Here is a 21,785-nt window from a genome sequence, read left to right on the forward strand (position 1 = left end):
TTACTCCTGATTAATAAATGCAGTTTCAATAAATTGGATACTTTGTTGAATCATCTGTTCAAAGCTCTCACTGGTTAAAGGTGCCCCTTCTACCTCTTCTATCGTCTCTTTCATTAAATAAGGCAGCACGGTACTCCCCATAATATGTAAGACAAGAAAAACGGGGTTTACACCAGGTTTAAGGGGCTTAAAATGTGGGGACTTCATAAATTTAAGCACGAACTCTTTATCAGGACGTATCACCAAATCAATCACTTTTGAGCGACTGTTTTCATCATTCAATAAGAGCTCTCTAAAAATCAGCTTGGCAACACCAGGCTCTTTTTCAAACATAGCGGCATATGAACGAACAATAGGCTCAATTGGGCTTGAAGCCTCTGTCCAATCAAAGTTCATAATATTATTTTGCAACTCTTCAGCCATGCCCACTAGCATCTGCTGATAAAGGCCATCCTTGTTAATAAAGTAATATCGAATTAAAGCAGGGTTCACCCCAGCTCTTTCAGCAATTTTACGCGTTGACACCTTGGCAAAAGGCGCATTTGAAAATAGCTCTTTTGCGGCCTGCAGCAAAGCTTTACGTGATTGATTTTTATCATCGTCATTATTACTTTTTAGCGGCCTTCCGGGCCTTCTGGTTTCAATATTTTCAGCAAACATAAGCACTTCATATCTTTAATTAGGGAGGGATAATTACTCATTTGCAGAATTATTATCCTGAGGCATTTTTTTTTCGACTGTTTTAATTATTCAATTTTAGTCGTTTTGGATAATTAAGCGGTGTTTTTGAAATGATAAAACAAGGCAGTTACATTAAGTAACATTTGTCAGAAGCGTATTTAAATTAGGAAAGGCGTAAATAGCGTCCAATATTGTTATCAGCTTTTTCGGGTTAAAGCGGCTTTAAGATAAACGAATAACAAGCATTATTATCAGTTAATAAAAACGCTGTAGAAAAAAACATAAGCCATTGTTTTTATTCATATAAAAAAGATAAAACGCTATTTCCATTTTGTAGTTACCTCTTAATCACTCCTTTAGATATCCCTTTAGTTACCTCTTTTTTACCCCTTTATCTAAAGAGTAATATTGACTTTCTAGTGGAGCTAATCGTAAAAAGTATCACCCCTTACCTCAGAAAGAAGGGCCTATTTGAACTTTAATTAAAGCAAAACTCATTGCGATTTTAGTCAAACGTTAACCTTTAGATTAAACAAAGGAATTTTCTTCACAATCCTTCATTTAGATGAATTCGGCCAGTTTATACTTGCCTTAAACAATAAAAAAAACCAGCATGGTAAAATGCTGGTTTATTCGTTTTTCTATTTCTAGCTCAAAAATTAGAGAGCGTTTATTGCTTATTTTAGAGAGCCAAAATAAGCGGCAAGGTTTTTAATATCATCATCAGATAATGGCGCAGCCATTCCTGCCATAATAGCCGCTTGACCACCTGTTCTTTGCCCTGATTTATACGCTTTCAAAGATAGTTCTATATAAGCTGGATTTTGACCTGCTAAATGAGGGTAAGTAGGAATCGCTGCATATCCATTAGCACCATGACAAGCAGCGCAAACAGCTGCTTTTGCTTTACCTGCTTCAATATCTGCAGCATTTACAGCAAAAGGTAAACAAGCAACAACAAGTGTCGTGATCCATAAACGTAATTTCATACCGTGTTCCTTTAAATGTTATTTAAATTATTAATTTAGAGGTGAATACATACCATAAAATAGAAAACTCAATATTGTCGAAAAGCAGCTAACGCTAAAAAACGAGCATTTTCTCACTCTGTATTGATATTTCACTTCATTATGTCTAAAACCTTAACTGCTAAAACAAAAGTTAGCCACACGTTCAATATCATATTGTGAAATACTCCATAATATGAAGCACTAAAAACCTAGCGACTAAGTGACCTACCACCGTATCAATAAAGTAGACACTAATTGCCGGCTCTCTTATTAGTCTTTAAGTATGTCATTCACCCTAAAACAAAAAGGTTTATAACAAACCAACTAGTAACTCAGGCTTAAACCTAAACTAATGGAGGCTAAATCAATGTTTTCTGTTTCTGGCAACTGCCGCCATTCGAAAAAAACATTCGCCGCATTAAACAAATTATAATCAGCCCCAGCCCCATAGCTCACACCAGACGCTTCTGGGCTAGTATTGGAATCAATATCATAATCCGCATAGCCAAACAGCGCATAAACTCTCATATTGTCTAAGCTAACATAGGGTTTAAAATAGAAGGACTTATACAGGTCAACGCCAACAGAATCTGTGCTTGTTTCTTCACCTTCATCATCACCAAACCCCATACCGACTCTTAACGATAATTCTAAAGGCTCAAAAAATACGTAATCAAGTATGCCCTCAAATGAAATGGGTGCATAAGTTTGCCCTGATTCCTCATAATTCCAAGTCACAAATGCACCACCTAGACGAAGCTTTTGATCAGCTAAGTCATCTGTGGCTTCATCTGCAAACAGGCTTTGTGAAATCACTAAAAAGCAAATAATCATCAGCCGAACCATACTAAAACCCTCCCAAGGCAAGTAAGAATTAGCGACAAAGGTTACAACCCCGACTAAAAGTATAATAACTTCTTAGAAAAGCGGTTAATTATCATCCCATAGTAAATACACATAAAAGCCAGCAATAGCTGGCTTTTAAAAGTAAATTTAAGGCAGCGAATAATCCCTTTCACTTTTACATGACACATATGGCCTTAGGTAAAACTTGGTCAAAACATGCTCACTTTCACTAAACACCAAGTCCAAGTTCAAGCCTCGCCTTGTTTAAGGCCCTTTCTGATAAGAGTGAAAAGAATTAATGAAGCTCCCTTAAGCTATTTCAACCTCTTGATCAGCTTCACCTACCTTTATGGACTCATTGTCAGTGGACTTCAAAAAACGGTCATACTTAAATGGCGTGATATCCATATCTAATGGTAGCCCTCGATAAAGATCATTAATTAACTTGCCAGTGATAGCCGAAGTTAATATCCCAGTTCTAAAGTGACCGCAGGCATTGATATAACCTTCAACGCCAGGCATTTCACCAAGGATAGGAAACTCGTCTGGTGTACCCGGCCTTAACCCAGCCCAGCAACGCTTAATATTTAAATCATTAAGCATAGGAATACACTTCACAGCCCCATTCACTAGCTCTTTAAGCTCAGGCAAGGTGTTAGTGGTATCAAAACCCTTTTCTTCAGTGGTACTACCAATTAGCACTTCGCCATTGTCTTTTTGCGCAATATAACAATCTGTTGTAGAAACGCAGCCTTTTAGAATTTTTGGTAAACGTTCAGATAAAATAATCTGCCCTTTCACCGGATATACAGGTAATTCGATGCCAGTCGCCATTTTACTTAATTGCGCTGCCCAACTCCCAGCGGCATTGATTAAGGTTTCACAGCCAATAAAGCCTGCATCCGTCTCAACCCCAATAACCTTATTACCTTGCTTTTCTATTGATAGCACTTCTGTTTCTAGAAAAAGGTCAACACCATTTTGTCTTGCACCTTCTAAGTAAGCTTCATTAAGACGATAAGGGTTCACCTGATGATCACACTTAAACTCTAACGCGCCAATGGATTTTTTATTAATATATGGCTCATCTTCAGCAAGCTCTTCTGCACTTAGCCAGCTCACTTGATCTATCAAACCTGGTATATGATCAACGATAGAATCGGCATACATCTTGTCATATTCATCGTACATGACATATTTCAAGCCTGTTTTTTCAAACTTAAAGTCAACACCATGATTATCTTTTAACTCTTGCCAAAGGCCGGGATACATAGCATTACTTTTTAAAGCAAATTCAAAAAAATAATCTGGCAGAACATGCGGTCTCATTGGGGGCAAGTCTTCCCCTGTTGCATCAGCTTGTTGCATCGTCATGCGATTAAAGAAAATCACACCACAGCCTAAACCAACAGATTCACCAATGGCCCATAATCCTCCAGCTGAGGCGCGAGAAGCATTGCCAGGTTTTTTCAGATCAACAAGAGCAATTTTTAAATCTTTCTGCTTACTCAAAAAATAAGCACAAGAAGCGCCAATAACGCCACCACCTGCAATAACTATGTCGTATTTTTTATTCATATTTGTGCTCATAGTTGCACTCCATCAGATAAAGCAGAAAAAGGGATTGGATCAAGTGGAAAACGTGGTTTTACATGGCCAACATCAGGGTTCTTAAGTTCATGCCCTAATCTATCTTGGCAATAACTATTACAAGTCTTGCCTTGGCAATCCCCCATGCCTACTCGAGTACGCATTTTTAATGAGGTAATGTCTTTTACACCTTGCTCTATTACTTTATCAATGGCAGAGCGAGTCACATTTTCACAACGACAAACGATTGTGTTAGGGGTTAGCAGAGACAATAAACCTTCTCGACGACGTCCAATGCGATCAAATCCAGCTCTAAAGCTTTTCACCTTGTGTAATAAGGTAAAGTATTCATCCGCTTTGTTATTGGCCTGGGCAGGTGTCACTTTTTGACGCGTTTGGGCTATAGATAAAGCAGCAATACGCCCTTCTACCATGGCACCCTCTCCCCCTAAAATACCAACACTATCACCGGCAACATAAATATTATCTTGGCTAGATTGCTGCCATGCATCCACCTGTGGTTTTAACCCACTAATAGGGCAAATATCATGCTCTAAATGAAACAACTGACTAAGCTGATTACGTGAGACAAAGCCATAACCAACAGCGAGACAATCTAGCTCCAAGCTTGTGCCTGTTCCCTCAATGGGATACCAGTCATCCGTGTATTTAGCGAAATGCGCTTTATTCAGGCTTTCCTCACCACTGGCAGACACAATCCCTTGACCATAATGCATAGGAATCGCATTTGCTTTTAAATAACTCAGCATCCCCATTCCTTCTAATGCCAGCACTGGACGATTTAAAAGGGCTCGACTCTCTTTCGCAAAGTCACTGAACTTACCCGCTTCATACACACCAAGCACGTCAACACCGGCTTTATGCAACTGACAAGCAACCAAGGGTAATAATGGCCCAGTTCCAACCACAGCCATACGCTGACCAGGCTTTACTAAACCAGATTTAAGTTGGAGCTGTACGCCACCTAACAACATGACACCAGGGATCTGCCAACCATCAAAAGGCACGCTTCGCTCATGACAGCCCGTAGCAATAATAAGCTGCTCATAAGTAAGCTCGCTGACCTCTTCTTTGTGTCTAATCAGTAAGCTGCTAGTACCTGCTGGCCCTAATACTCGAGTATTCAGCCTAAGCTCAATGAAGGCTTGATGATCATGATATTGTTGTCTGATATTAGAGATTTTTTTACGCAACTTAGAATCTAAATGTGGTAATTCAATAGCTTCACGGTAAGGTCCGCGAAATACAGCCCCCCCAATTTTAGGGGCCTCGTCCAATACGATAGAATGAATACCCGCTTGAGCTAACTCAACGGCAGCAGAAATACCTGCGGTACCTGCTCCAACAATCACGACGGGGGATATTTGAGACATTTAAAAACCCTCTTCTAAGCGGTTTTTTTGCGTATTGATACGCATACCTGGCTCAATAAGAGTCTGGCAAGCCTTCTGTTTATGACGCCCATTCACTTGAACATTACAACAGTGGCAAACACCCATTCCGCAATAAGCACCGGATACTTTTGCATGATCATTTTGCGTAATGGCATTTTTACCAACAGCAAAAAGCACACTTAAAATATTCTCACCCAATACCGCGTCTACTTTTTGATCATCTACCCAAACTTGAGTAAATTGACCACTAGGAGGAACAATATCCTGCTTCCTATCAAGCTTTCTATTATGTTCCATTAGCTCTTTATACTGATCCATCTGATGTCCTTTAAACTAATTTTATTATATATATCAAAAACTTAGCCTTTATCCTTTAGCTAACTAAGTTAGTTTCAATAAATTTAGGGCAAACATATCCCTACATTTATTATGAAAATGCATCCCTGTTTGATTATAAGATTTGAGGAAAATTGAAGGTGGGAAGTAAATTAAGGCGAGTAAGCTTGCTAGCCAAGCTCCAATAAAAAGCAGAAGGCCATTAATAAAAATATTGAGACAAATTCAAACATTAAGATAAATACAAACACTTTACACCTTATCTACTTAACCAGTTTTAGCCATGATGAGATTATAAAAACAAATCTGTCTCACTGTATTCCTCTATCGAACAAGGCTCAGATTACAAGACTGAAACGTTCAAATAATTAGGCTTCATAGAAAAGCCTTCAAAAACTGAGCAACAATCCAAACTCTCAAATCAAACTATGGGATGGACGATAAGCTGTGCTGAAAAATATGGCTATTACCTCAGATTACAGGCAAAAAAGATGATGATATTTCTCACGATTATTTGATAAATAATCAATTAATTAAATTTATTTAAATATTTTGCATCCAAAATACACTTGATGACGTTTCTATAGAACACAACACACTCACTATGGAAAAAAGCATGAAAGTATTATTAAAAACAGTTTGCATCATTGGTCTTGCCCATTCACTTATTGCTTGCGCATCAAGCTCAGACTCTTATTACTCAAGTAATAAAAGTGTGGACGCTTCATCAAGTCAACTAGTCACAGATACAAATGGTATGAGCCTTTACACCTTTGATAAAGACACTGCAAACACCTCAAATTGTAATGGTAACTGTGCTGCCCTTTGGCCGCCTTTATTAGTTCAAGACGGCGAGCAAAAACCTGCTAGCTATACACGTATTGAGCGTAATGATGGTAGTCTTCAATGGGCACTTAACGGACAGCCGCTTTATACTTGGATCAGGGATACTAAACCTGGGGACACCACAGGAGATGGTGTTAAGGGTGTTTGGCACTTAGCAAAAAAACCTTAATACATTCAATTGTCAGCCATGGCTCGATCTGCTGATCGGGCCTTACAAGGAACCTATTTTGAGTTTTGACGCCATAACAAGTAAGACACAAGATAACAGCTTTAAACATGAGGTTGAGAGACTACTGTCGCAAGTATGTCTTCATAACCAAACGGCCTTTGAAAAACTTTATCAAGCCACTAGTCCAAAACTATATGGTTTGATATTAAAAATGATTCCAGATAGAGAAATAGCCGCCGATATACTACAAGAGAGTTTTAGTAAAATTTGGCACCAAGCTAACTCATATCGTAGTGATTTAGGTGAAAACTGGGCTTGGGCTTGGATGAGCCAAATCACACGAAATACTGCGCTCGATCACATCAGACGAACAGGTCGTCGGCCAGAATCGCCATTAGAAGAAACGGACATCACAGCAGTGACCGATGATAATTTAAGAGCATCGGAGCAAAGAGATCTGAATTACTGTTTAAATCAGCTAAAACAAGAACCAAGGCAAGTCATCGTATTGGCTTATGTGCATGGCTTTTCACACTCAGAACTGGCAGACAAGCTAAGCACTCCAATTGGTACGCTCAAGTCTTGGATAAAGCGCGGGCTTAAGGAGTTAGAATTATGCCTAAAAAACTAAACTTAGCCGCTCGCTATCAAAATCCTAAAATTCGATCTCATCTTGCTAGCCAATTTGTCTTGGGAACCTTATCGCCCAAGGTGAAACAAAAAGTTATCCGTCTCATAAAAATGGATAAGGAATTAGAACAAGCAGTCTATCAATGGCAAAATCGTCTTGAACCCATTAATACCAGCACTGAAGACGTCCAGCCGCCTAAAAAAGTATGGGCAAAACTGAGTCGCGAACTCGATTTTAGCGAACAAACAAAACCCTCTTGGTGGCAATCCTTATTTTTATGGCGCGGCATTAGTGCCTTGAGTTTAGTGCTCATGCTGAGTTTGTTTATAGGTCAGTATAACATTGAGCAAACAGACTCCACCCCAAACTTAGCCTTACAAGGACCTAGCTATTTGGCTGTTTTAACATCCACCAAGGAATCTAACCAAGTCCTGCCTGAGCTAATTGTTAGTGCCTATAAAAGTGCTGAAGCAGGCAAATCTGAACTCCATATTCAGTGGAATAAAAACACAGACGATAAACAAGATTTTATACTTGATAACAGCCAAAGTCTGACACTTTGGGCGATCGATAAAAATACAGGCCAGCAAGTATCCTTAGGGCCTCTTGTCAGCGCAAACAAAAAACAAAAATTAAGTGTCGCTCAATGGCAGCTGATAAAAAACAGCAAAGAACTGTGGCTAACGAAAGGAAATAGTGCGACTGATCCTGTGCTGTTCAAAGGAGACTGCTTGCAACTCTCCAGTTGGAAAAACAGTTAAGTAGACATAAAAAAACGGGGCTTATTGCCCCGTTTTTATTCTTATACTCAGTTGATTAAAACGAAAGTTTAGCCCTTAAGACTGCCAATCACTTTAGTGATGGTTTCTATCGTGAAATCAATATCCTCTTCGGTGGTAAAACGACCCACAGAGATTCGCAAAGATGCGTGCGCCAGTTGGTCAGGCAAACCAATTGCTCTTAACACATAGGAAGGCTCCAAGCTTGCAGATGTACAAGCAGAGCCAGAAGAAACAGCAATATCACCCAGTGACATCAAAAGCACTTCACCATCAACATCGGCAAAGCCCACATTAAGTACCCCAGCAACTCTTTGCTCAGGGTGGCCATTTAAATGCACACCACCTAAATCTTTAATGCCATTCCATAACTTATCTCTAAGTGAGGTAATGCGCTCTTTATCGGCTTGCATATCTTGGTTAGCCAACTCAAACGCTTCACCCATACCCACGATTTGATGGGTAGCAAGCGTGCCAGATCGCATGCCACGCTCATGACCACCACCATGCATTTGCGCTTCAATTTTCACCTTGGGAGAGCGGCGCACGTATAAAGCACCAATACCTTTAGGTCCATAAGTTTTATGGGCAGTTAGAGACATGAGATCTACCTTCATGGCATCAACATCTATTTCAAGCTTGCCTGTTGCTTGAGCAGCGTCAACATGAAGATAAGTACCGTTCGCGCGGGTTAACTCACCAATTTTGGCGATGTCAGTCACTATGCCTATTTCGTTATTTGCCATAAGCAAAGAAACTAAAATAGTGTCTTCACGTAATGCCGCTTGAACCATTTCAGGCTGAATAACACCTTGTTCATCAGGCTTTAAATAAGTGACTTCAAAACCTTCAAGCTCAAGCTGCTTACAAGGGTCTAAAACAGCCTTGTGCTCAATCATGGAGGTAATAATATGCTTACCTTTTTTGCTGTATTGATGAGCAACACCTTTTAATGCCAAATTATTTGCTTCAGTTGCACCTGAGGTCCAAACAATCTCTCTCGCATCAGCCTTGATCAAATCCGCTACCTGTTGTCTTGCATCTTCAACGGCTTCTTCTGCACGCCAGCCAAACATGTGTGAACGAGATGCAGGATTACCAAAATTACCTTCTAAAGAAAGGCATTGCATCATTTTCTCAGCCACTCTTGGATCAACCGGTGTGGTTGCTGAATAATCAAGATAAACAGGGGAACGCATTTTTCTCTCCATAAAAGTAAGTACCAACTTACTTTAAATCATATGTTCTATATGGTTTAACAAAACCAACACTTGAATTAAAAGACTTACAGTGCCGCTTTCGCCATCGCTTGAATTCTAGCCACGATAGATTTAAGACCATTGCCTCTGGTCGGGCTTAGGTGACGCTCAAGATCTAACTCTGAAAAGTAGGCATCAATATCGAACGCATTAATATCAGCAGCTGTCTTATTATCGTAAGCCGCCATAACCAAAGCTAAAAGGCCACGTACTATGATGGCATCACTATCAACAATGAATGTCATTCGATCGCCCGCTTCGCCAGGCTCTATCCAAACACTGCTTTGACAACCTTTTACTAAACGAAGCTCTGTCTTAAGTTCATCATCCATAGCTGGCAAGGATTTACCCAGGTCTATGATGTATTTATATCTGTCTTCCCAGTCGTCAAAAAATTCCAAATCTTCAATAATTTCAGTTGTACTAGGTAATGACATATCAGTAAAAATCTCTTTCAATAAGGACGGGAACAAGTCAACTTTCTTGTTATGGGTGTCGCGTCTTGGCCATATAATCTTGACCTAAAACAAAACAACCCCAGTTGTGATATCAACTAGGGTCGCTATTGTATGAGAAACAATGCTGAGGGTGAACCTCTTGGATCAGAATAAAGTCAGTTAAAAGAAGAGTCCTGCTTCTAACTGTGCTTCTTCACTCATCATTTCACGAGACCAAGGTGGATCAAACACCAACTCGACCTTAACGGTTTCCACATTAGGCACCATAGCAACACGATAATCCACATCACTAACCAACACAGGCCCCATACCACAACCAGGTGCGGTCAACGTCATATCAATACGAACATTCTTGCTAGCTTGGTCTACTTCAACTTTATAAATTAGCCCAAGAGAGACTAAGCTAATGGGTATTTCTGGATCAAAAATGCTGTCTAATGCTTGCCAAATTTGCTCTTCGACGATTTCACCTGTACCAGCATCAGTAAACTCAAGTACTTCTGGCTCTTGTCCTATGGCATCGGCATCTGTGCCATCTATACGCAACATATTACCTTGAAAGGTAACCGTGTAATTCCCACCTAAACTTTGATTTATGGTCAGAAACTGGCCTTCTTCAATAATAGTAGGCTCGCCACTGGGCACTCTTCGTGCTGGGCATTGCCTTTGGGTTACGACCATTTTTTGCATTAAATCAATTCTCTTTAAAGGCTCAATTCATTTGAGCTTAGGGCGAGTTAGACGACGCCCTGATCTGTTACACTAAAGCTCTCACCACAACCACACTCAGACACAACATTAGGGTTGTTAAACTTCACCACTTCGTTGAGCCCTTCTTGAGCAACATCAATTTCAGTACCTGCAACCAAACCTAATGCTTCTGTTGAAACAGCTATCGTTAGCTCATCAAACTGAAAAACCTGATCGTCAGCTTCTGGACTATCTGCCATATCGAGAACATAAGCAAAGCCTGTGCAGCCACTTACCTTAGTTGTCAGGCGAATCAACTTACCTGTTTGGTTCTGCATCTTTTTAGCGAAATAGGCTTTAGCCACATCACTTAGACTAATAGTCTGTGCTGGATTAAAACTAGAAACTGTCATATCACACTCCTAAGCCAACATAGTTTTGACTTTACGTAGGGCTTCAAATAAAGCATCTACTTCTTCTAATGTATTGTAAACCGCGAACGAAGCCCTTGCTGTGCCAGGCACTTGAAACCTATCCATCAAAGGCTGAGCACAATGATCACCAGTACGTATCGCTATGCCTTGTCTGTCTAACAAGAAGCCGATATCCGCAGGGTGACCTGAATCCATCACAAAGCTGATCGCACCGACCTTATGATGTGCATTACCAATAATACGTAAGCCATCAAATGCCATAGCTTGTTCAGTCGCACTCATCATAAGCGCTTTCTCATGGGCTTGAACTGCAGCTTGATCTAACTCACTGTACCACTTAATTGCAGCCCCCATAGCAATGGCATCACCCACATTTGGTGTGCCGGCCTCTAAACGATAAGGCAAAACATTCCAGCTCGATTCTGAGTAGCTTACGCGAGAAATCATCTCGCCGCCGGTCTGCCAGACAGGCCAATCGGCAAGGACTTCTTCACGCCCCCACAAGATACCAACCCCCATAGGGCCGTATATTTTGTGAGCAGAGAAAGCATAGAAATCACAACCAATGTCTTGCACATCTATGTCGCCATGGGCAGCACCTTGGGCGCCATCAACCAATACCCAAGCGCCTACTTCTTTGGCTTTTTGTGTTAAACGCTTAATCGGATTAACACTGCCTAGCGCATTAGAAACATGGGGAAATGCCACCATCTTGGTGTTTTCATTTAACAAGGCATCAAAGGCATCAAGATCTAGTTCACCTAGGTCTGAAATAGGCGCAATATGTAAACTGGCGCCAGCTTGCAAGCAGGCTTGTTGCCAGGTTACCAAGTTAGCATGGTGCTCCATTGCGGTTACCACAACTTCATCACCTGCTTTTAAAAGCTTAGTTAAACCATGGGCCACTATGTTAATAGACTCAGTTGTACCACTGGTCCAAATCACTTCGTGACGCGCTTTAGCATTCAAAAATTGAGCAATGATGTCACGAGCATTTTCAAAACGACGTGTTGCTTCATCCGCCAATTGATGTGCACCACGGTGAACGTTGGCATTACATTGAGTGTAATAATCAACAATGGCATCAATGACACACTGAGGCTTCTGGGTCGTTGCCGCGTTATCTAGATAGATAAGAGGTTTACCATCTATCTTACGCTCTAAGATGGGAAACTCTTTGCGTATTGCCGTTACATCAAAACTCATTTTATTCGCCTATTTCACTTCCATTTGTGAGAATTTCTCACGCATTTGCGGACGTAGCCATTCTGCCAATTCTTGATTTGGCATCTGATCAATCAATTCGTTAATAAAGCCAAAGTTCAACATCACTTGAGCTTTTGCACGACTAATACCGCGTGACTGCATGTAATATAACGCTTTCTTATCGATTTCAGCGACGGTAGCACCATGGGCACAACGCACGTCATCAGCATAAATTTCAAGCTCAGGCTTGGTATTAATTTCTGCTTTATTAGACATTAAGAGGTTACGGTTATTCAGTTCAGCCAAGGTCTTTTGTGCATCACGATGTATGTGAATACGACCATTAAAAACTGCTTTTGCCTGATCCGCTGCGATAATACGAATATTTTCTTCTGTCGTACCATGTGGCACAGCGTGTTCAACCGTGGCATGTAAATCGAACAACTCTTTACCGTCTAATAAGTAAAAAGCATTCATCTTAGCGAATGCATTTTCGCCAGCATGTACCATATCCACATCAACACGAGATAAGTCGCTACCAAAGCCAACCAAGGTGCTATTTAAATCAGCACGTTCAGCTAATTGGAAGTGACTCCCCCCTAAACTCACCGCCTTACCGGTTTGCAAAGCAAAACGATAATGTTCAAGGCGAGCATCAGCACCAATTTCGTATTCAACAAAGCCTGTATTTAAGCTTTCTTCATTACCTTGGTAATGTTCGCTCACGGTCAGCTTCGCATGCTCACCCAATACCACTAATACGCGGGTGTGAGCTTGAGCGGCTAGGCTTAAAATCGAAGTCAAACGCAAGGCTGGTGCTACGCTAACATTGTCAGCCACTTCAATAACCAGTACGTCTTGCACTAGGGCATCATTTAGTAAGCCAAAAACATGACGCTCTGGCTTAATGCTAGAGAATTTAGACAATACGTCAGCTTGCTTAGCACTATCCGCTTGGCTCGCCAATTGAATAGACAAACCTTCAGGTAATGTTAGCTCAGCTAAATCAGTAACAAACTGACCATTTTCAAACACTAAATCTAGGCATTCAAAGCCATCGATTTGCGTTAAAGAAGAAGCCTTAGAAAAAGACGCTGGCGCAGTTTTGCTAAACTTTTCAACGGGACGCAAAGAGGTGTATTTCCATGCTTCCGTTTTACGCGTTGGCCAACGAACATCAGCCAAGGCACTCAGCGCCAAATCACGTTTAGGGGAAAGCCAATCACTCACACCTTGTGCTTGAGTGATGGCTTGATTTAGCCATTCACTCATGCGTTTTGTCCTTCTTCATCACTTGGCTGTAACCAAGCATAACCTTGTGCTTCTAGCTCAAGAGCAAGAGACGCATCACCACTTTTCACTATCTTGCCGTCAGCAAGAACATGTACAAAGTCAGGTTTTATATAATCCAGTAGACGTTGATAGTGAGTGACAACCACAAAGCTGCGATCACTAGAGCGTTGACTATTTACCCCTTCAGCAACCACTTGAAGTGCGTCAATATCAAGACCAGAGTCAGTTTCATCAAGGATACAAACCTTTGGCTGTAACAAAAGCATTTGCATGATTTCATTACGTTTTTTCTCACCGCCAGAGAAGCCTTCGTTAACACCACGCTTTAGAAAAGCAAGGGGTAAGTTAACTTGCTTACAAGCCGCTTTAGCTAGTTTCAGAAAGTCTGCAGAAGAAACAGCGCCTTCACCACGCGCTTCACGCTGAGCGTCAACAGATGCTTTTAAGAACTCTAGGTTACTTACACCTGGGATCTCAACTGGGTATTGGAAAGCTAAGAAAAGACCTGCACGCGCTCGCTCTTCAGCTTCCAATTCAAGAATATCAACCCCATCAAGTAGTGCACTGCCTTGTTCAACAGAGTAGCCTTCTCGACCAGACAAAACATAACCCATGGTACTTTTACCGGCACCATTTGGCCCCATGATCGCATGAACTTCACCAGGCTTAACATCTAGGTTTAGGCCTTTAAGAATGTTCTTTTCTTCGACACTGGCATGTAAATCTTTTATGGTTAAAAGGCTGCTTGTATCTTTAGTATTTGTATTCGACATGTACGTGTGTCCTCAACCTACAGAGCCTTCAAGGCTAATTTCTAGCAACTTGCCAGCTTCGACGGCAAATTCCATTGGTAATTCTTTAAAAACTTCCTTACAGAAGCCATTCACTATCATAGAGACTGCTTTTTCTGGATCTAAGCCACGTTGCTGGCATAAAAACATTTGGTCATCACTTACTTTAGAGGTTGTCGCTTCGTGCTCAACAATGGCAGAAGGATTACGACTTTCAACATAAGGGAAGGTGTGTGCACCACATTGGTCACCAATGAGCAGGGAGTCACACTGGGTAAAGTTACGCGCACCATCAGCACCTGGGTTCATACGCACTAGACCTCGGTAACTATTGTTACTACGGCCAGCAGATATACCCTTAGAAATGATGGTCGACTTGGTATTTTTACCTAGATGAATCATCTTGGTACCCGTATCCGCTTGCTGCGCGCCACGGGTAAGTGCTACCGAGTAAAACTCACCCACACTATTATCACCTTTTAAAACACAGCTTGGGTATTTCCAAGTCACCGCAGAACCTGTCTCAACTTGTGTCCAAGAGATTTTGGCATTGGTATGACAAATGCCACGCTTGGTCACAAAGTTATAAATACCACCTTTACCGTTCTCATCACCTGGGTACCAGTTTTGAACAGTCGAGTATTTGATTTCAGCATCATCTAGGGCAACCAATTCAACGACAGCGGCGTGCAATTGGTTTTCATCACGTTGAGGGGCAGTACAACCTTCAAGGTAACTAACATGACTGCCTTCATCAGCAATAATCAAGGTACGCTCGAACTGACCTGTATTTTGCTCATTGATACGGAAGTAAGTCGACAACTCCATTGGGCAACGTGTGCCTTTAGGAATATAAACAAATGAGCCATCAGTAAAGACTGCACAGTTAAGTGCGGCATAATAGTTATCTTTGGTCGGTACAACACTACCTAGGTATTTTTTAACTAATTCAGGATGGTTTTGAATCGCCTCTGAAATCGGGCAAAAAATAACACCAGCCTCTGATAGTTTCTCTCTAAAAGTCGTCACAACCGATACAGAATCAAATACAGCATCGACCGCAACACCAGCCAACATCTGCTGCTCTATTAGAGGAATGCCTAACTTTTCGTAGGTACGAATCAGCTCTGGATCAACTTCATCAAGAGATTTAGGCTTATCCTTCATGCTTTTTGGCGCAGAGAAATAGGAAATGGCTTGAAAATCAATTTTTTCATAGTCAACATGAGCCCAATCAGGCTCTTCCATTTCTTGCCACACTTTAAACGCTTTTAAACGAGCCTCTAACATCCACTCGGGCTCATTTTTCATGGTCGATATACGACGAATGACATTCTCATCCAAGCCAGGCTCAAAGGTATCAGACTCCACATCTGATACAAATCCAGCTTCGTATTCGCGCTCAAGCGCCTTATCAATCTGATCTGTCATATCTAAAAACACTCACTTAAACTAGATTGCGAGATACTTATAAAGATATTAAGCGAATCGCCCTGCCGCGATTTGCTTAACACCCAAACCTGCCCTTTTGAATTAGACTTAATTCAAGAGTTCCGCATTAATTTTGCTGCTCTGGTCAATTTCACCAGCATGCACTAATTGTTCGTTTTCCTGTCTTTGCGCCACTAACCTCACATCTTTACGTGATACTAATTGCGCCAGACTAATTTGACTTAGAAAGTCATGAATTTGGTCACTGAGATCACACCATAAATGGTGAGTCAAACAGGTGGTACCAGATTGGCAATCATTTTTACCTTTACACCCTGTCGCATCCACAGACTCATTTACTGCATCTACGATTTGTGCCACAAAAATCTGATCGTTGGCACGGCTTAGTCGATAACCACCGCCCGGTCCTCGTACACTAGACACTAAGGTTTGCTTACGAAGCTTGGCAAACAGTTGCTCTAAATAAGATAAGGAAATACCTTGTCGCAAAGAAATATCTGCCAAAGAAACGGGGCCGTTATCCGAGTGTAAAGCGAGGTCTAACATAGCAGTTACCGCGTAACGACCTTTAGTTGTCAGGCGCATATAATTTCTCGCTTCAAAAGTACTCAATTTAAAGGCTAAGTATAGAACCAAAACCAAGTAAAATAGTCAAGTATTTAACCAAGTACTTTACTAGGTTATTTAGTCGGTAAAAATGTGCGACGTATTCTACGCTGAGTCACATAAAAACTAAACCCATTAAGACATGGATCAAATAAGCAAAACATAAAACAAATTAAATTCATGAATAGAGCTCTTTTTATGAATTATATTTTTATCTCACATCCTATTAGACTGGTTACATCTTCTTATAAAAACAATCTTAACCTGTAGCGAGATACACCATGTCACAATGCCCTTATCAAGCCTCTCAAGTCGACTTAAGTGATGAAAGCGTTCACTGGGATCAAGACATTAGTTACGGTCAATACCTAGATCTAGATGCGGTTTTAAAGTGTCAGAACCCACGTTCAGACAAGCATGATGAAATGCTATTTATTGTGATTCACCAAGTCTCTGAGCTTTGGATGAAACTCTGCCTACATGAAGCCCACGGGGCAGCAAAAAACATACTTGCAGGTAATTTAAGTCCAGCCTTTAAAATGCTAACTCGGGTAGCTCGCATTCAAGAACAACTCATTCAAGCATGGGAAGTCCTGGTCACTATGACCCCAGCAGACTATGCCAGTTTTCGGGATGATTTGGGCCAAAGTTCTGGCTTTCAATCCTATCAATACCGGGAACTCGAATTTTTATTGGGCAATAAGAATGCAGACATGATTAATGCTCACAAAAACAACCCAGAGCAGTTTGATTATCTTACTTCTATTTTGCACCAACCCAGTTTATATGACGTCTGCCTTACCCTACTCGCAAAGCGCGGTTTTGATATTCCAAGTGAAATCCTTGAACGAGATTGGTCAAAGCCTTATGAGCAAAACGATAAAGTTGAAGCGGCATGGGCCAGCATCTATCAAGACACCCAAACCCATTGGGATCTTTATGAATTAGCGGAAAAGCTGGTCGACCTTGAATTCAATTTCCAGCGCTGGCGCTTTAATCACATGAAAACCGTCGAACGCATCATAGGCTATAAAAAAGGCACGGGGGGCACAGGCGGTGTGAGTTATTTAAGTAAAGCCCTCGATCTTAAATTCTTCCCAGAACTTTGGTCTGTTAGAACGGAGATTTAATATGGCAAAAATCAATACGCACAGACCAGGTTCTCCCAAGCTGATTGATATTAGCCAAACATTACGTACAGGCATTCCTGTATGGCCTGGGGATACGGCCTATGAAAGTAAAACTATCTGGCACATAGATGAGCAATGCCCTGTCAATGTGTCATGGCTACATTGCTCAACCCACACAGGCACCCATGCCGATGCGCCCTATCATTATGACCAAGCAGGCAAAATGATGGATCAAGTGGCACTCGATGCCTATATCGGCCCATGTCAGGTTATTGACCTTAGTTTGCAAGAAATTGATAGCAGAAGTATTTCATTAGCCCACTGCCAAGCTTTGATAGACACACAAAGCTCTGCAATAGAAAGGGTTTTATTTAAAACTTATCAACACTTCCCTAGCGATAAGTGGGATGAAGATTTCGTGAGCATTAGCCATGAATTGATTGATTGGCTAGCAAATAAAGGGTGTATCTTAGTGGGATTAGATAGCCCATCACTCGATCCACAAAATGCTAAAAACCTGGCCGCCCATAACGCCATCAAACACCACAAAATGGCTATTTTAGAAGGCTTGGTTTTTGATCAGGTCAATGCTGGACACTATGAACTTATTGCTCTGCCGCTTAAACTTGCAAGCCTAGATGCGTCACCTGTAAGAGCCATTTTACGCACTTCAACATTATAAGACAGGAAGCCGTCATGACACCCTCTAATACAAGCGCCCCCACAATGATTGTGACTCAGCAAGACTTTCTTGATCTAGATAAGCAAGACCCTCTTGCCAGTTTGCGCGACCAATTTGAAATTCCTACAGGTCTCATTTATCTCAACGGTAACTCGCTAGGTGTGTTGCCAAAAGCCGCAAAAGCCCGAATGGCTGATGTGATTAGCCGAGAATGGGGAGAAGGTCTGATTAGAAGCTGGAACACCTATAATTGGATCAGCTTACCACAAAGAATTGGCGCGAAACTGGCTGGAATCATAGGCGCTAAAGAGCATGAGGTCATTGTTTCAGACTCTACTTCTGTCAATCTGTTCAAACTGGCAGCAGCGGCAGTTAAGCTGCGCCCAAACCGCACTAAAATTATCACAGAGCCAGGCAACTTCCCGACTGATTTATACATCTTAAACGGCGTAAAAAACTTCATTAATCAAGAGATAGAAATCATTACCGTGCCAAGTAATGAAGTAATGCAACACATAAATGAAGACACTGCCTTAGTGTGCCTTACTCATGTACATTATAAATCTGGCACCATGCTCAATATGAAAGACATCACAACAGCAGCCCATGCCAAAGGCGCTTTAATGATGTGGGATTTAAGTCATAGTACGGGCGCAGTCCCTTTAGCTTTAAATGACGCAAACGCAGACCTTGCCGTCGGTTGTGGCTATAAGTATTTAAACGGCGGACCAGGCGCCCCCGCTTTTCTTTATGTGGCTGACAAACACCTTAAAGAGTTAGAGCAACCCTTAACTGGCTGGTTCGGCCATGCAAACGCTTTTGCCATGAGTGATGACTTTGAAGCCGCCCCAGGAATAGAAAAAACCCTATGCGGCACAACCCCAGTAATAGGTGCTTCCGCTTTAGAAGTGGGCGTCGATATCATGACAAAAGTGGAGCCTCAACAATTAAGGGATAAATCATTAGCACTCAGTGAATATTTTATTCGTTTAATGGAACCACTTTGTGAGACTTATGGTTTTGAATTAGCGACACCTAAAGATCAATCGATAAGAGGTAGCCAAGTGTCATACACACACCCTGAAGGTTACGCTATTATGCAAGCCTTAATTGCCCAAGACATCATAGGGGACTTTAGAGCGCCAAACATCTTACGCTTTGGTTTTGCCCCCCTTTATGTGCAGTACATTGATCTTTGGAATACAGTCAAAGCATTAGAGAAGATCATGCATGAAGGCAGCTGGGACCAAGCACAGTTCAGAGCTAAAAATAAGGTCACATAAATTCAAAGAATAAACCTTAAGCCACAAGCCTAGGGTGACATAAAAAGGGCTTTGTGGGTTATTACTTAACTCACATAGCCATATATTAATCACTAGTTAATTGCCTATCAGGCAACTTATAACGAGGAAAACACCATGGTCACAGGTATCATTTTAATTAATGTAGAACGCTCTAAAACTAACGAAGTGGCTAAATCTTTAGCTGAAGTAAAAGGTATTACTGAAGTTTTTTCTGTTGGCGGCCGCTTCGATCTAGTTGCCCTTTGTCGCGTTAACAATAACGAGCAATTAGCTGACCTCGTTAACGTTGCTATGGCCAATGACTTGCGTATTAGTAAAACAGAAACCTTAATCTCCTTCCAAACCTTTTCAAAACATGATCTAGATACCATGTTTTCGATTGGAAACTAGGTTGGGACATAGGCCGCTTTTATCTAAAGTGGCCTAATACCTCTTTTTAGGCTAATCAAACAGTGCAACTAAACAATCGGCCAATTGCAAACAAGGAGAATGCTCTACCTCGTCCTTTCGGGTAAACGCCATCCAGTCAATAAAAAAGCCACTCTCTCCAATAGACTTATAAATCAGCCTTGAATTAGCCAGATAAGGTTGTAAGGTCCATTTTGGTAAAATACTAATTCCCTTTCCAGCCTTGATAAAAGCGATAATAGTATCTGTACGTCCAACACGAATTACCTGCTGGGGAAAGGTATTATGAGGGCTAAATACCTGCTCATATTCTCTGTGGTATTCAGGGGTAGTGGTGTCAGTGATATAGATCTGATCCAAAAAGTCTTCTACTTGCACCAGCTCTTTTTGGGCAAAATCGTGTTCAGGTAAGCAAACAGCCACCAGCTCATCCTTTAGTAAAAAGTGGCTTTGAAAGCCCGCTTGAACTTTAGCCCCAGACATAATACAGATATCCAATCGACCATTTCTAAGACAATAAAAGGCATCAGGATTAGGGTCGCTGATCAACTCAATTTCCGCATCAAGCACCTTGTCATTAAAGGCTTGATAAAGCTCGGGTAACCAGTGGCTTCCCACCCTATGATCAACGCCTAAACGCAATGTTTGATTAATTCCCGCTGAGTATTTAGCAATATCAAACTCTGCCAATTCCATCTCTTTCAAAATCACATTAGCAGAGTGCAACAGCCGCTCACCAGCACTGGTTGGCACCAATTTTTTATTGCGTCTAATGAATAAAGGAGTGCTTAATAAACGTTCCGCCTCACGAATACGGTGACTTAATGCCGATTGAGTAATACCCAAGATGGTCGCAGCATCTGAGACATTGCCAGTTTGTGTAATCATCTGCACCATCTGCAAATGTCGCATCCCAATTCTAGGCATGTTAACGGCCACCTAATCTTCAAAGTTGACTTATTTTAACGCTTTCATAAATCAATGACATAGAAAAAATATCGCTTCATTTGCACAGGCATTTTCAGTGAAATCTCTTTTTTTGGGCGCATCTTGATATAAATGTGGATAAAAAGGAGATTTCTTTCTAAATATATGAAAATTCATTTTACATCTGGTAGCCTTTTGAGAGACAAATAGGGACAAATTAAGCTAACGTCGTTGAAAATCATTGATTTCGACCTGTATATGCAACCTCCCTAAATAAAGAAAATATGAAAGGTGTAACATGGCACGTCTAGATAGAGAAGATGACAATAGAGAAGAGCAATCATCAGAAGGTGATTTTTTTGACCAACACAAAAAGCTTTTTGTTGGTATTTTAGGCTTTTTTTTCCTATGTATCGCTGTCATTATTTCTGTAACACTAAGTTTAACCTTTTCTCCCAAACCCACATCAACCCTTGATCTTGAAACTCGCTTAGAAGAAATCACTCTAAGTGTTCAGGCCATGGAAGCCAGCATTAATGAACAAAACCTTATCCTAGCGCAAAATCAGCAAAAATATGACGCACTGCAAACCCACTTGAAACACAGTAGTGCAACGACACTTAAGAATATTCTCATCGATCAAGAAAAGAACTTTCAAAGCTTCCTCATGGTATTAAGAGCAGGTATGCGAGACCTATCGATTGAAATACCTAATGGAGCAGACTGGTATGATGATTATAATGACCAAATGTCCAAAGCAGTAAAACGCAGTATTCAAAGACAAGATTTACTCAACATGCTAAGAACGGGTGAAGTCACAGAGTAATCCATCAGCAGCAAGA

24 protein-coding genes are annotated in these 21,785 nt (G+C 41.1%); 8 read left to right on the top strand and 16 right to left on the bottom strand.

Annotated features, from left to right (window positions below; genetic code table 11):
* From MED121_RS23580 to MED121_RS04070, 6 genes are all read right to left on the bottom strand, one after another.
* Positions 1–660, bottom strand: coding sequence for a TetR/AcrR family transcriptional regulator (locus MED121_RS23580; RefSeq protein WP_009832336.1), 660 nt, complete (start codon positions 658–660; stop codon positions 1–3).
* A 698-nt stretch (positions 661–1,358) separates the two neighbouring features.
* The gene (locus MED121_RS04050) at positions 1,359–1,670 is read right to left on the bottom strand and encodes a c-type cytochrome (protein WP_009832337.1); all 312 of its coding nucleotides are present in this window, start codon (positions 1,668–1,670) and stop codon (positions 1,359–1,361) included.
* A gap of 345 nt (positions 1,671–2,015) precedes the next feature.
* Positions 2,016–2,537, bottom strand: coding sequence for an outer membrane beta-barrel protein (locus MED121_RS04055; protein WP_083789356.1), 522 nt, complete (start codon positions 2,535–2,537; stop codon positions 2,016–2,018).
* Positions 2,538–2,846: 309 nt separating this feature from the next.
* Positions 2,847–4,127, bottom strand: a complete 1,281-nt coding sequence (locus tag MED121_RS04060; RefSeq protein WP_009832339.1) for an FAD-dependent oxidoreductase — start codon at positions 4,125–4,127, stop codon at positions 2,847–2,849.
* Positions 4,124–5,521: an NAD(P)/FAD-dependent oxidoreductase gene (locus MED121_RS04065; RefSeq protein ID WP_009832340.1), complete on the bottom strand. Its 1,398-nt coding sequence runs from the start codon at positions 5,519–5,521 to the stop codon at positions 4,124–4,126. Before MED121_RS04065 ends, MED121_RS04060 begins: the two co-directional genes overlap by 4 nt.
* Positions 5,522–5,860 carry a 2Fe-2S iron-sulfur cluster-binding protein gene (locus MED121_RS04070; RefSeq protein WP_009832341.1) on the bottom strand — a complete coding sequence of 113 codons (339 nt, stop codon included), beginning with the start codon at positions 5,858–5,860 and terminating at the stop codon, positions 5,522–5,524.
* 634 nt (positions 5,861–6,494) lie between these two features.
* Between MED121_RS04070 and MED121_RS04075 the strand changes: the two genes are divergently transcribed.
* From MED121_RS04075 to MED121_RS04085, 3 genes are read left to right on the top strand one after another with little or no spacing between them, the layout of a single operon-like run.
* Positions 6,495–6,893, top strand: coding sequence for a hypothetical protein (locus tag MED121_RS04075; protein WP_083789357.1), 399 nt, complete (start codon positions 6,495–6,497; stop codon positions 6,891–6,893).
* A gap of 58 nt (positions 6,894–6,951) precedes the next feature.
* Positions 6,952–7,524 carry a sigma-70 family RNA polymerase sigma factor gene (locus MED121_RS04080; protein ID WP_009832343.1) on the top strand — a complete coding sequence of 191 codons (573 nt, stop codon included), beginning with the start codon at positions 6,952–6,954 and terminating at the stop codon, positions 7,522–7,524.
* Positions 7,509–8,285: a hypothetical protein gene (locus MED121_RS04085; protein WP_009832344.1), complete on the top strand. Its 777-nt coding sequence runs from the start codon at positions 7,509–7,511 to the stop codon at positions 8,283–8,285. The genes MED121_RS04080 and MED121_RS04085 overlap by 16 nt, the downstream gene beginning before the upstream one ends.
* 68 nt (positions 8,286–8,353) lie before the next feature.
* On the opposite strand, the gene MED121_RS04090 is transcribed toward MED121_RS04085, so the two are convergent.
* From MED121_RS04090 to iscR, 9 genes are all read right to left on the bottom strand, one after another.
* The gene (locus MED121_RS04090) at positions 8,354–9,502 is read right to left on the bottom strand and encodes an IscS subfamily cysteine desulfurase (RefSeq protein WP_036178683.1); all 1,149 of its coding nucleotides are present in this window, start codon (positions 9,500–9,502) and stop codon (positions 8,354–8,356) included.
* A gap of 86 nt (positions 9,503–9,588) precedes the next feature.
* On the bottom strand, positions 9,589–9,999 hold the full coding sequence (locus MED121_RS04095) for a SufE family protein (protein ID WP_009832346.1): 411 nt from the start codon (positions 9,997–9,999) through the stop codon (positions 9,589–9,591).
* Positions 10,000–10,179: 180 nt separating this feature from the next.
* A complete protein-coding gene (gene sufT, locus MED121_RS04100; RefSeq protein WP_009832347.1) occupies positions 10,180–10,710 on the bottom strand; it encodes a putative Fe-S cluster assembly protein SufT in 531 nt (176 codons plus the stop codon).
* Between the two features lie 47 nt (positions 10,711–10,757).
* Positions 10,758–11,123, bottom strand: coding sequence for an iron-sulfur cluster assembly accessory protein (locus MED121_RS04105; RefSeq protein WP_009832348.1), 366 nt, complete (start codon positions 11,121–11,123; stop codon positions 10,758–10,760).
* A 9-nt stretch (positions 11,124–11,132) separates the two neighbouring features.
* Positions 11,133–12,350: a SufS family cysteine desulfurase gene (locus MED121_RS04110; protein ID WP_009832349.1), complete on the bottom strand. Its 1,218-nt coding sequence runs from the start codon at positions 12,348–12,350 to the stop codon at positions 11,133–11,135.
* A 9-nt stretch (positions 12,351–12,359) separates the two neighbouring features.
* On the bottom strand, positions 12,360–13,622 hold the full coding sequence (gene sufD / locus MED121_RS04115; protein WP_009832350.1) for a Fe-S cluster assembly protein SufD: 1,263 nt from the start codon (positions 13,620–13,622) through the stop codon (positions 12,360–12,362).
* A complete protein-coding gene (gene sufC, locus MED121_RS04120) occupies positions 13,619–14,416 on the bottom strand; it encodes a Fe-S cluster assembly ATPase SufC (RefSeq protein ID WP_009832351.1) in 798 nt (265 codons plus the stop codon). Before sufC ends, sufD begins: the two co-directional genes overlap by 4 nt.
* A gap of 12 nt (positions 14,417–14,428) precedes the next feature.
* Positions 14,429–15,865 carry a Fe-S cluster assembly protein SufB gene (sufB, locus tag MED121_RS04125; protein WP_009832352.1) on the bottom strand — a complete coding sequence of 479 codons (1,437 nt, stop codon included), beginning with the start codon at positions 15,863–15,865 and terminating at the stop codon, positions 14,429–14,431.
* Between the two features lie 108 nt (positions 15,866–15,973).
* Complete coding sequence (gene iscR, locus MED121_RS04130) at positions 15,974–16,471, bottom strand: Fe-S cluster assembly transcriptional regulator IscR (RefSeq protein ID WP_009832353.1); 498 nt, start codon at positions 16,469–16,471, stop codon at positions 15,974–15,976.
* Positions 16,472–16,773: 302 nt separating this feature from the next.
* Here iscR and kynA point away from each other — a divergent pair, with 302 nt between their 5' ends.
* From kynA to MED121_RS04150, 4 genes are all read left to right on the top strand, one after another.
* Positions 16,774–17,622: a tryptophan 2,3-dioxygenase gene (kynA, locus tag MED121_RS04135; RefSeq protein ID WP_009832354.1), complete on the top strand. Its 849-nt coding sequence runs from the start codon at positions 16,774–16,776 to the stop codon at positions 17,620–17,622.
* 1 nt (position 17,623) lies between these two features.
* Positions 17,624–18,304 carry an arylformamidase gene (kynB, locus tag MED121_RS04140; RefSeq protein ID WP_009832355.1) on the top strand — a complete coding sequence of 227 codons (681 nt, stop codon included), beginning with the start codon at positions 17,624–17,626 and terminating at the stop codon, positions 18,302–18,304.
* A gap of 14 nt (positions 18,305–18,318) precedes the next feature.
* Positions 18,319–19,587, top strand: a complete 1,269-nt coding sequence (kynU, locus tag MED121_RS04145; protein ID WP_242603171.1) for a kynureninase — start codon at positions 18,319–18,321, stop codon at positions 19,585–19,587.
* A 135-nt stretch (positions 19,588–19,722) separates the two neighbouring features.
* A complete protein-coding gene (locus MED121_RS04150; RefSeq protein WP_009832357.1) occupies positions 19,723–19,998 on the top strand; it encodes an Lrp/AsnC ligand binding domain-containing protein in 276 nt (91 codons plus the stop codon).
* A gap of 51 nt (positions 19,999–20,049) precedes the next feature.
* On the opposite strand, the gene MED121_RS04155 is transcribed toward MED121_RS04150, so the two are convergent.
* Positions 20,050–20,943, bottom strand: a complete 894-nt coding sequence (locus MED121_RS04155; RefSeq protein ID WP_050764526.1) for a LysR family transcriptional regulator — start codon at positions 20,941–20,943, stop codon at positions 20,050–20,052.
* 298 nt (positions 20,944–21,241) lie between these two features.
* Between MED121_RS04155 and MED121_RS23585 the strand changes: the two genes are divergently transcribed.
* Positions 21,242–21,769 (top strand): hypothetical protein, encoded by a 528-nt coding sequence (locus MED121_RS23585; RefSeq protein WP_009832359.1) that lies wholly within the window; start codon positions 21,242–21,244, stop codon positions 21,767–21,769.
* Positions 21,770–21,785 lie beyond the last annotated feature (16 nt).

This window comes from Marinomonas sp. MED121, assembly GCF_000153025.1.
Taxonomy (GTDB): Bacteria; Pseudomonadota; Gammaproteobacteria; order Pseudomonadales; family Marinomonadaceae; genus Marinomonas.

What these genes read in the sequence shown, in the direction of transcription:
- MED121_RS23580 (WP_009832336.1), bottom strand. Translation starts at nt 660, where the DNA reads ATGTTTGCTGAAAATATTGAAACCAGAAGGCCCGGAAGGCCGCTAAAA.
- MED121_RS04050 (WP_009832337.1), bottom strand. Translation starts at nt 1,670, where the DNA reads ATGAAATTACGTTTATGGATCACGACACTTGTTGTTGCTTGTTTACCT.
- MED121_RS04055 (WP_083789356.1), bottom strand. Translation starts at nt 2,537, where the DNA reads ATGGTTCGGCTGATGATTATTTGCTTTTTAGTGATTTCACAAAGCCTG.
- MED121_RS04060 (WP_009832339.1), bottom strand. Translation starts at nt 4,127, where the DNA reads ATGAGCACAAATATGAATAAAAAATACGACATAGTTATTGCAGGTGGT.
- MED121_RS04065 (WP_009832340.1), bottom strand. Translation starts at nt 5,521, where the DNA reads ATGTCTCAAATATCCCCCGTCGTGATTGTTGGAGCAGGTACCGCAGGT.
- MED121_RS04070 (WP_009832341.1), bottom strand. Translation starts at nt 5,860, where the DNA reads ATGGATCAGTATAAAGAGCTAATGGAACATAATAGAAAGCTTGATAGG.
- MED121_RS04075 (WP_083789357.1), top strand. Translation starts at nt 6,495, where the DNA reads ATGAAAGTATTATTAAAAACAGTTTGCATCATTGGTCTTGCCCATTCA.
- MED121_RS04085 (WP_009832344.1), top strand. Translation starts at nt 7,509, where the DNA reads ATGCCTAAAAAACTAAACTTAGCCGCTCGCTATCAAAATCCTAAAATT.
- MED121_RS04090 (WP_036178683.1), bottom strand. Translation starts at nt 9,502, where the DNA reads ATGCGTTCCCCTGTTTATCTTGATTATTCAGCAACCACACCGGTTGAT.
- MED121_RS04095 (WP_009832346.1), bottom strand. Translation starts at nt 9,999, where the DNA reads ATGTCATTACCTAGTACAACTGAAATTATTGAAGATTTGGAATTTTTT.
- sufT (WP_009832347.1), bottom strand. Translation starts at nt 10,710, where the DNA reads ATGCAAAAAATGGTCGTAACCCAAAGGCAATGCCCAGCACGAAGAGTG.
- MED121_RS04105 (WP_009832348.1), bottom strand. Translation starts at nt 11,123, where the DNA reads ATGACAGTTTCTAGTTTTAATCCAGCACAGACTATTAGTCTAAGTGAT.
- MED121_RS04110 (WP_009832349.1), bottom strand. Translation starts at nt 12,350, where the DNA reads ATGAGTTTTGATGTAACGGCAATACGCAAAGAGTTTCCCATCTTAGAG.
- sufD (WP_009832350.1), bottom strand. Translation starts at nt 13,622, where the DNA reads ATGAGTGAATGGCTAAATCAAGCCATCACTCAAGCACAAGGTGTGAGT.
- sufC (WP_009832351.1), bottom strand. Translation starts at nt 14,416, where the DNA reads ATGTCGAATACAAATACTAAAGATACAAGCAGCCTTTTAACCATAAAA.
- sufB (WP_009832352.1), bottom strand. Translation starts at nt 15,865, where the DNA reads ATGACAGATCAGATTGATAAGGCGCTTGAGCGCGAATACGAAGCTGGA.
- iscR (WP_009832353.1), bottom strand. Translation starts at nt 16,471, where the DNA reads ATGCGCCTGACAACTAAAGGTCGTTACGCGGTAACTGCTATGTTAGAC.
- kynA (WP_009832354.1), top strand. Translation starts at nt 16,774, where the DNA reads ATGTCACAATGCCCTTATCAAGCCTCTCAAGTCGACTTAAGTGATGAA.
- kynB (WP_009832355.1), top strand. Translation starts at nt 17,624, where the DNA reads ATGGCAAAAATCAATACGCACAGACCAGGTTCTCCCAAGCTGATTGAT.
- kynU (WP_242603171.1), top strand. Translation starts at nt 18,319, where the DNA reads ATGACACCCTCTAATACAAGCGCCCCCACAATGATTGTGACTCAGCAA.
- MED121_RS04150 (WP_009832357.1), top strand. Translation starts at nt 19,723, where the DNA reads ATGGTCACAGGTATCATTTTAATTAATGTAGAACGCTCTAAAACTAAC.
- MED121_RS04155 (WP_050764526.1), bottom strand. Translation starts at nt 20,943, where the DNA reads ATGCCTAGAATTGGGATGCGACATTTGCAGATGGTGCAGATGATTACA.
- MED121_RS23585 (WP_009832359.1), top strand. Translation starts at nt 21,242, where the DNA reads ATGGCACGTCTAGATAGAGAAGATGACAATAGAGAAGAGCAATCATCA.